Genomic DNA, 8,097 nt, shown 5'->3' on the forward strand with positions numbered 1-8,097 from the left:
TGTGCCTTGTGGCAAGTCATTCCTATACCTCGGATAATTACGGCACAGGCGGGACCAGGGGCGATGATCTGGCCTATCGCGGGCGCTATGTGCTGATGCCCGGCACAGCGCCGATGCTGCCTGAGAGAAAGACCCCCCTCGCCGATGTGCGCGGCCCGCAAACGGCGATGGTGGTGGGCGCCGAGGGCGAGGAGATCGACTGCGACGAATACGGCCGGATCCTGGTGCGGTTCCACTGGGATCTCAACAAGGCCAATTCCATGCGCTGCCGTGTATCGCAATCCTGGGCCGGGAATGGCTGGGGCGGCATGGTGATCCCGCGTGTTGGCATGGAGGTGGTGGTCGAATTCCTTGACGGTGACCCCGACCAGCCACTGGTCACGGGCTGTGTGTATAACGGGCGTCAGAAAGCGCCCTATGAACTGCCCGCACACAAGACGAAATCAGTCTTCCGCAGCGACAGCCACAAGGGTACAGGCTTTAATGAATTGTCCTTTGAGGACCAGGCCGGGCTTGAAAAGATCTACATGCATGCTCAGCGCGATCTTGCGATCAAGGTCGAGAACCACGCGACAGAGCGCGTTGATCGAAACAAGATCGTGAGCGTCGGTGGGGCGCGTATCAACGAAACACTGCTATCTGTATCCGAGAATGTCGGGCACAATATGACGTTTAACGTCGGCGCTGGTGCTGCCGGAAGAGTCGTGACAGGCAGACTCGCGACCAGTGTCTTCGGCGTTTCTGCAGCAGGCTACTTCGTTGACGATCTGGCCGCACTCTCTTCAGGTGGTGGTCAGTTCGTCGTCAATGCCTCGGGCAGCATCACGATGGCAGCGGATCAGTCCTGCATCATCGATGTGACCAACAGTTTCGTTAACGATATCGGCAAGAGCTATATCCGCACGGTCGGGGCGGACACGCGGGTGTCTTCGGGAGGCTCGAGCACCGACACAACCGCCAAGGTCAAGATGATCGAAGCACATGAGAAGCTGCACTTGAGATGCGGTGCCAGCGAAATCGTAATGGATCCGGATGGAACGATTTCGATCAAAGGGTTGAAGTTGCTGGTTGAAGAAGAGGCGCTGGTGAAAGTCCAGGCAGGCAGGATCGAGTTGAACTGATGCGTAGTTATCGGGCGATTTCGGTTTTGGGCTTGCTTGTCGCGCTTGGTTTCTTGCTGATGGCTTATCGGGGTTTGGGTTTAGGGAGCACAATGCAGATGGAGAGGCTTGGTGTCGTCATCTATGTGACGGCGGAAGTGGTCGAGCGGGGCGGCGTGGTCAGTATCCTGACGCGCAAGGTTCCCGTGGATGAGTTCGAGGCACGGTACCCCGTGCCGGAAACCCCGACCGAAATCGTTGGTGCACCCCGCGCCGCGCGGCAGTGGTACGGCACAGTTAACGGCGCGGTGAACATGGTATATTTCGAAATTCCGGATGACGGGTCCTATACCTACCGATTCCGGTCCGTACCTCGGGATGGCGTAGCCGAGGTTGACGTGCCGGAACGGGTGCTGACCATCGGCGGAATCAGTTATGACGCTGATGGCCAGGACAGCAGCTATTTTGACTTTGGACTGATCAGAGCGCATGAAATCGCGCAGCTCGATTCCGCGCGGGCCTGGATCCCACGCCCTGGAGCCTACACAGACGAAGACCTTGTTTGTCAGGATGGATATGGCGTGCGCGTCTGCGTGCCGACTGAGGACGGCCTCAAGGCAAGGGCGGAGTATTTAACCAAGAGCAGTCCTGGGATCCGCGGAAAGACACCATGGGAACCATGACCCTCCACACCCGATCATTTCATCCGCGCGAGTCTTTCGGTGTCACCGGATTCGGTTTCAGCGGCGACAATCGCGGGTTCTCGACCAACCTAGGTGTCACATCCCGGATCAGGAGCCAAATTGACATCAACCTGACAGGTGCGTCAGTCAGCGCAAACCCACCAGAATCCGACCCGTCGTACCACCCCGCCGGAATGCAAACCGATTACTCGCATCCGGACGAACAGCCGACGGGACGGTTCACCGGAGGCCCTTCGATCACGCCCTACCGGCAGGATGGGGCACAGGACGCGTCCTTTACCTACGCCTATCGTGGCAAGAACCACGCGGCCGTTCCCAAAGCCCTCATCGGTGGGTTTGTCGAGAACCGCCTGGGAGACTGGCTCAACCGAGAGACCGAGAAAGTTCTGGTCCCGGATCTCGATGTGACGATCAGCCTTTCACTCTCGATCGACCGGGCTGCCCGCAAGGCGCATGTGACCGCCAACATGCGCGGCGATGGGTTTCCAAATGCCGAAGCGTTCCTGTTGGATTCCGGCGGTGCGCCATTGTTTCTGGTCAGCCACGTGCGCGTGGGCACCGCCAGCGGGCAGCTCTGGGGCAATGCACTGATCCGCATGGCGTCATGCGCCTTGCAGGTTGACCTGACTCCCGAGGATCGCTGGGCTGGACCCGTGGAGGTCCTTGCCTCAATGGATCACGCAGGCGATGGCAGCCCGCAACAGATAGGCCGCATTGGTCGCACAAACGTCAGTGCTTGGAACTCTGTCCATACCTGTCGTGATGCTGTGGGTCCTGCCTCGCGTCGGGCGCTTGACGACAACTGGTCGGCAATCGGGACACGAGAAGAACCTGTACACCGGTGACGCCCAAGCGTCACGCTTGCCAATGGAAGAAATCGCTGTCGCCAGTTAAGATCAACGCCCGATTCTGGGGCGGCATGGAGGTGGTGGTCGAATTCCTTGACGGTGACCCGGATCAACCCTTGGTGACGGGCTGTGTGTATAACGGGCGCAGCAAAGTCCCGTATGAACTGCGCAAGCACAAGACCCGCAGCACCTTCCGGACGGATACGCACAAAGGCGCAGGTTTCAACGAATTGCGGTTCGAAGATGAGGCAGGGCGTGAGGAGATATACGTCCATGCGCAGAAGGATCGGAATGAAAAGATACTCCACAACCATACCGAGCGCATCGATAATAACTGGATCAAGTCCGTCGGCCACAACTCCGCCGCCGAAATCACCAACAACCGCGATGAGGTCGTCGGCGGAAATGTCACTCTGAGCGTCGGTGCACAGTATATCGGCGATATTGTAGGCTCTGCATCGCTGACCGATTGGCAGGGCATTCCACGGGTCGCCGTCGAATATGGTGAAAAGGAGCGGGCCCCTGTGGGCGCTGGGAACATGTCGGTGCGGATACAAGGCAGCTATTCCCAGCAGACCGAACAGAATGTCTCCAATTGGACCGGAGGAATATGGACCCAATATGTCGCGAAAAGCATGAGCGTCGATGTTGGCGCGCATTTGGACGTTTCTGTAAAGGGTAATCACGTCGAAAGCGCAGGCGAAAAACATATTATAGAGGCCGAACAGAAACTCGAACTGGTCTGCGGCCGCGCGCGGTTGGTGATGCATCCCGATGGACGTGTCGATTTCTCAGGCACAACTCTTCATACATCCTTCAACGACAAGATATTGATATTCACAAAGTCCATGAAAACCGTCGCCAAAGGAACCTATACCGTTATCGCCGACAAGATCGGCCTCAATTGAAGGACCACGATGCCACAGGACGGAATAGCGTATAACGGCGAGATCATCATTGGCGGCCCGCCTTCGGATGATGAGACATACGCCGTGGAAATCCCCGATACCAGTGAGACCTTCCTTCTGCAGGCCGCGAATAAGAACTCACACTCAGCCCTGGATCAGGCCCGAGAGATCGTTGCGGGGCTAGGTCGTGGCGCGTATTCTTGGCCGTATGACTATACCGTTGGGATTCATTGGGTCGTGGCGCACGCGGGCATTTACGGCCCGCGTGCGCAGCAGAACGCGTTCTATCACCGCGACCGCATTCTGAAAGTGCTAGGAGCCGGTGTCAGGGTGATCTATTACCTTGTTTTCCGCGGATTGCTATGGCGTCTGCTAACGAATGAAACCGCGCAGAACCTTGCCCGCGAGCAACTCGGTCAGGCGGATCGGGAAGCCTTTGACAGGGCGATCGACAGCATCTTGCCCAGCGGGGCCTTGGCGGCGCAGATGGCGGGTCGATATGCATCGGGAGAGTTTTTTCGTCGCTGGATGGAGACCCGAGTGCGCCGCGCCGGAGGCGGGCGACTTGAGACGCGCGGCGCTGCGTGGACGAACATGATCATCCTGTTCTGGGGATCGGCTGTCCATTCGTCGGTCAAGAACCCGACCAATTTCGGGATCATCGAAATCTTCATTGCATGGATCACGGGTGATACGGATCACCAGATCGACACGGAAGCCTATGTCGCCGTGTTCCGAGCCGCGCAGGCCCTGACTGAAAACGCGTCGTTCATGGATGCGTTGGGCAGCGATTTCGAGCTTTACCGCGAATTTATCCAAGCGGTGCTGGATTTCGGCAGCTCAGGCGGGCGGCGCTGATGAGGTTCATTATGTTCATCCTGCGCTCACTAATGGATTTGAGCGGTCAGATAATAACTGTCCTCGGCCTCATGATGCTGCTGGGCGGGCTTGTGTCGGGAATTTGGATCGGCGCGCTGGTGGGGGCGGCGATGATGATCCTTGGGTTCTTCTTACTCCGGAGCATGGATGAGCGGTGATCTAGCGCTCGGTGTGCATTACTTGTTACCTGAAGTGCCAGAAGGTTAAAATTATCAACCGACGGAATGGCGCTGATCCTCCGAAAGCCGCGATTGCCGATGCTTCCAACACAGAGGAGTAGCGGCGGGCCAATTCAGCGTCGCATTGGACCATCGCGGAAACTGACGGGAGCATTATGCGCATGCTAAGCCTACTCGAGCGCAAGACGCCGCTGGCGGATGTCCGAGGGCAGCAAACGGCGGTCGTGGCAGGGGCCGAGGGCGAAGAGATCGACTGCGACGAATACGGCCGGATCCTGGTGCGGTTCCACTGGGATCTCGACAAGGCCAATTCCATGCGCTGCCGTGTATCGCAATCCTGGGCCGGGAATGGCTGGGGCGGCATGGTGATCCCGCGCGTGGGCATGGAGGTGGTGGTCGAGTTCCTCGACGGTGACCCCGACCAGCCACTGGTCACGGGGTGCGTCTATAACGGGCGCAACAAGGTGCCTTATGATCTGCCCGCGAACAAGACGCGCAGCACCTTCAAGACGGACACCCATCAGGGTACAGGCTTCAACGAGCTGCGGTTTGAGGATGAGAAGGGGCGCGAGGAGATTTTTGTTCATGCGCAGCGGGACCGGAACGAGAAGGTGCGCAACAATCACACCGAACGCATCGATAATAACTGGGTTCAGTCCATTGGCCGCAACAAGGTGATCGACGTTGACGGAAACCACGACGAGGTCATATCCGGACAAAAATCGATTCACGTAGGGGGATCGCGTGTGGGCGTATCTGTGTCACGCGCTCTCAAAGAGTTAACCGGCGGGATTTCAGAGATTGCCGCCAAGCTACCGATACCCGGCCTGCGCGATGCGACAAGTGGTGTCTTCAATGTATTGGTCGAAAAGGTCATGAATGTCTCTGTCCTGGGCATGTCCAATGAAACGGTGGGGGTATCCAAGAACATCCTTGCCGGGCGAACCATAAACATGTCCGCCGGAAGCACTATTACTGTTGATGCCAGCCAGATACTCGCTCTTAGTGGCAATGTTGATGCCTCGATTTCGTCTAGCGGCTCAATCTCGCTCACCTGCGGAGATTCCGCGATTACTCTCGGATCCAATGGTGACATTTACCTGCAGGGGCGAAATCTCTACGTCGACATGTCGGAGCTGATCGAAATTAATGCGGGGGACCGAATGGAAGTCAGCGCAGACAATAAATTTGATGTGAAAGCGAAAAGGATAGACCTCAATTGAGTAAGCTCACCACCATATTCGCAGGATTTATTTTATTGCTGATCGGCGGATATCTTTACGTCGCTCCACCGTTTATGGCGCAGGACGGGGCATCCTACATAGCACATTCGGGACCCAGGGGGTTATTGGGACTCACCTGCCCACCTGATATATACGCAGATGACTATTTGGCTTATCTCGAACGCGCCGATGCCGCGATGGACATGCGGTTGGAACCACAGATATTTGGAACGCAAGGGAATCTACGGACGCTCACCGCTGTCTTCGAGTCATCCGAGCACCCGCTCACAGGCATTTCATTATCAATGACATCAGCACCATTTGAAAAAATATGGTCGGGAATTTGCGAAGGCCGCTGCGGAACGCGCCAGTATCAAAGGCTCGCCAGAACATGCGCGGAAGAACTTGGCGGTCAATGCTTGGACTTTGCCATCGTGATTGACGGCGTGGCACAGTGCTTGATGACACCCAAGCCAGAGGTCGGGCAATGACATTCCCGTATGGCAAGGATCCAATGGAGCCCAATCTGTTCCTTGGGCGGTTCGATCAGCCGTCGCGGCATTGGTATGTGTCCTATGTTTCGGGGCTTTCGTTGATTGTCGGCTACCATAGTTTTATTTTTTGGGATTGGAAAACCTTGTTATTGCAACGGTTTACTTGCGCGGAGCAGGCATAAATGCGAGCGTAGGTGCGAAACGGGTCGGACGCAATCCGCGAGAGCAAGAGGCGCTAAACGCTTTGGAACAAACCGGTAATTACGGTAATGCTGTCAATGACTACTTCGGACTGAATGCGGCGGGTGAATCTGCTTATGATCTGTACAACGAAATGATGACGAACACCGTACCTACTTTGGTAACTGCACGGACACCGTTTTCACTTCTGGATGTATCACAAGCGTGGGGTATGGTCGAAGGTTTCAATGCAGATATCGTGATCTCAGGTGCTCAGCTCTATTGGCTGACAATGCACAATAATTTTCGATTCCTCAGTTCCGACCGGATTTACATGGAACGTCAGCGGGTGGCCAACCTCAGTGGCGGCGGCATCGGTCTGGGTATCGGAAATCTGTTCGGTCAATTTGCGGTCTCAGATAATCACTCGCTCTATCATGCTTTCGGAAACTCCCGTGACCCGTTCGACCGACCCTATCGCCTGATACCCAACGTTCACCCCTATCTCGCTGAACTCCCGCCGATCAGTTCCGGTGCCGGTGTGCCCGCTGCTGCACTGCGCCGTTTGCCCAATCAACCTGCCGACGCGGGTCCATAAGCAAAGGCACTTGCCTCCGCGATTTTGATTTGCGGTTCTGGCAATGCGCCCCACCTGACCAGATCGCCATCCCGTTTCTTGCGGGGGATGAGGGGTATCGTCTGACCGCGCTGTCCCCCACGTTCCCCGACGCTGTCGGCTGGCTGCCTGGTATTGCGCTGGCTGTGCAACTCAATGGTGGGCACTGGCGGCGGCTTGACCTTGACGGTGTGCATTTCGACTGGCGCACGGATCACCGCATCACCCTGACCTGGCGCACCCGCTTTCCCTTACCGGACGCAGGTGGGGCAAAGCTGCGTATCGGCTGGCGCTATGACACCCGGGCGACGGAGGGCGCCGCATGAGCCTGCCACCGGACGACTATATCGGAGAGCCGGGCTATCCCGCGCCCTGGACGACCAGCCAGCCCCGTGAAGCCCTGCGCGACACTGACGAGGCCCGCATCATCTGCCTCGCCCCCGATATCTGCCGCGCACCCAAAGCCCCGGTGCCCTTCATGATCTATGACACCTTCGGCCATGATGAGGATTACACCCCCTCGGTGCGGTTTACGGGCCAGAAGGCGATGGTGCTGCGCTCGCACACCACGCATGTGCATGGCGATGAACCCGGCATCGGCAAGGGCGTGGTGTCGGGCACAGTGGGGGGGCATCTGTGAACCCATCGGCCATGCCGCGCAGGTGCGCGCCGAGGGCAGCCCCGTCATCCGCCATCTCGACCGGTTCTGGATGAACAACCGCAACACAGTCGGCGAGGCCATCTTCGTGCGCGACACCGCGACCTACGCCCCGCCCGAGGATGACGACCCGCTGCCGGGGTCGCTGGTGATGTCGGATGCTTCGCCAGAGCCGCTCATTATGGGCGCTCAGTACGCGCAGGCGCTTCATACACAGACGGTTCCTCAGCAGTCACCGCCGCGCGTCCCGCCGGTCAATCCCAACACCGGCGTGCCTTCAAACCTGCCGCCTGCCGCCAATGACAACA

12 protein-coding genes are annotated in these 8,097 nt (G+C 57.7%); all 12 read left to right on the plus strand.

What is annotated here, in order from left to right:
* Nucleotides 1–1,121: type VI secretion system tip protein TssI/VgrG (gene tssI / locus PUT78_RS22370; protein ID WP_274354458.1), on the plus strand; the 1,121-nt coding region annotated here is incomplete at its 5' end.
* Entirely contained in the window at nt 1,121–1,783 is a 663-nt protein-coding gene (locus PUT78_RS22375) for a hypothetical protein (protein ID WP_274354459.1), read from the plus strand. The genes tssI and PUT78_RS22375, both read left to right, overlap by 1 nt.
* Nucleotides 1,771–2,649 carry a hypothetical protein gene (locus PUT78_RS22380; RefSeq protein ID WP_274354460.1) on the plus strand — a complete coding sequence of 293 codons (879 nt, stop codon included), beginning with the start codon at nt 1,771–1,773 and terminating at the stop codon, nt 2,647–2,649. The genes PUT78_RS22375 and PUT78_RS22380 overlap by 13 nt, the downstream gene beginning before the upstream one ends.
* Nucleotides 2,646–3,560, plus strand: a complete 915-nt coding sequence (locus PUT78_RS22385) for a bacteriophage T4 gp5 trimerisation domain-containing protein (RefSeq protein ID WP_274354461.1) — start codon at nt 2,646–2,648, stop codon at nt 3,558–3,560. Before PUT78_RS22380 ends, PUT78_RS22385 begins: the two co-directional genes overlap by 4 nt.
* A gap of 84 nt (nt 3,561–3,644) precedes the next feature.
* Nucleotides 3,645–4,418 (plus strand): hypothetical protein, encoded by a 774-nt coding sequence (locus PUT78_RS22390; RefSeq protein WP_274354462.1) that lies wholly within the window; start codon nt 3,645–3,647, stop codon nt 4,416–4,418.
* Between the two features lie 11 nt (nt 4,419–4,429).
* On the plus strand, nt 4,430–4,597 hold the full coding sequence (locus PUT78_RS22395) for a hypothetical protein (protein WP_274354463.1): 168 nt from the start codon (nt 4,430–4,432) through the stop codon (nt 4,595–4,597).
* 182 nt (nt 4,598–4,779) lie between these two features.
* Entirely contained in the window at nt 4,780–5,841 is a 1,062-nt protein-coding gene (locus PUT78_RS22400) for a type VI secretion system Vgr family protein (protein ID WP_274354464.1), read from the plus strand.
* Complete coding sequence (locus tag PUT78_RS22405; RefSeq protein ID WP_274354465.1) at nt 5,838–6,332, plus strand: hypothetical protein; 495 nt, start codon at nt 5,838–5,840, stop codon at nt 6,330–6,332. Before PUT78_RS22400 ends, PUT78_RS22405 begins: the two co-directional genes overlap by 4 nt.
* A 247-nt stretch (nt 6,333–6,579) precedes the next feature.
* Nucleotides 6,580–7,113, plus strand: coding sequence for a hypothetical protein (locus PUT78_RS22410; RefSeq protein WP_274354466.1), 534 nt, complete (start codon nt 6,580–6,582; stop codon nt 7,111–7,113).
* Between the two features lie 29 nt (nt 7,114–7,142).
* Complete coding sequence (locus PUT78_RS22415; protein ID WP_420793553.1) at nt 7,143–7,457, plus strand: DUF2169 domain-containing protein; 315 nt, start codon at nt 7,143–7,145, stop codon at nt 7,455–7,457.
* Nucleotides 7,454–7,771 (plus strand): PAAR-like domain-containing protein, encoded by a 318-nt coding sequence (locus tag PUT78_RS22420; RefSeq protein ID WP_274354467.1) that lies wholly within the window; start codon nt 7,454–7,456, stop codon nt 7,769–7,771. The genes PUT78_RS22415 and PUT78_RS22420 overlap by 4 nt, the downstream gene beginning before the upstream one ends.
* Before the next feature lie 22 nt (nt 7,772–7,793).
* Nucleotides 7,794–8,097 (plus strand): PAAR domain-containing protein (locus PUT78_RS22425; RefSeq protein WP_274354468.1); only part of this gene is annotated, 304 nt, incomplete at its 3' end.

The organism is Roseinatronobacter alkalisoli (assembly GCF_028745735.1).
In the GTDB taxonomy this organism is placed as follows: Bacteria; Pseudomonadota; Alphaproteobacteria; order Rhodobacterales; family Rhodobacteraceae; genus Roseinatronobacter; species Roseinatronobacter alkalisoli.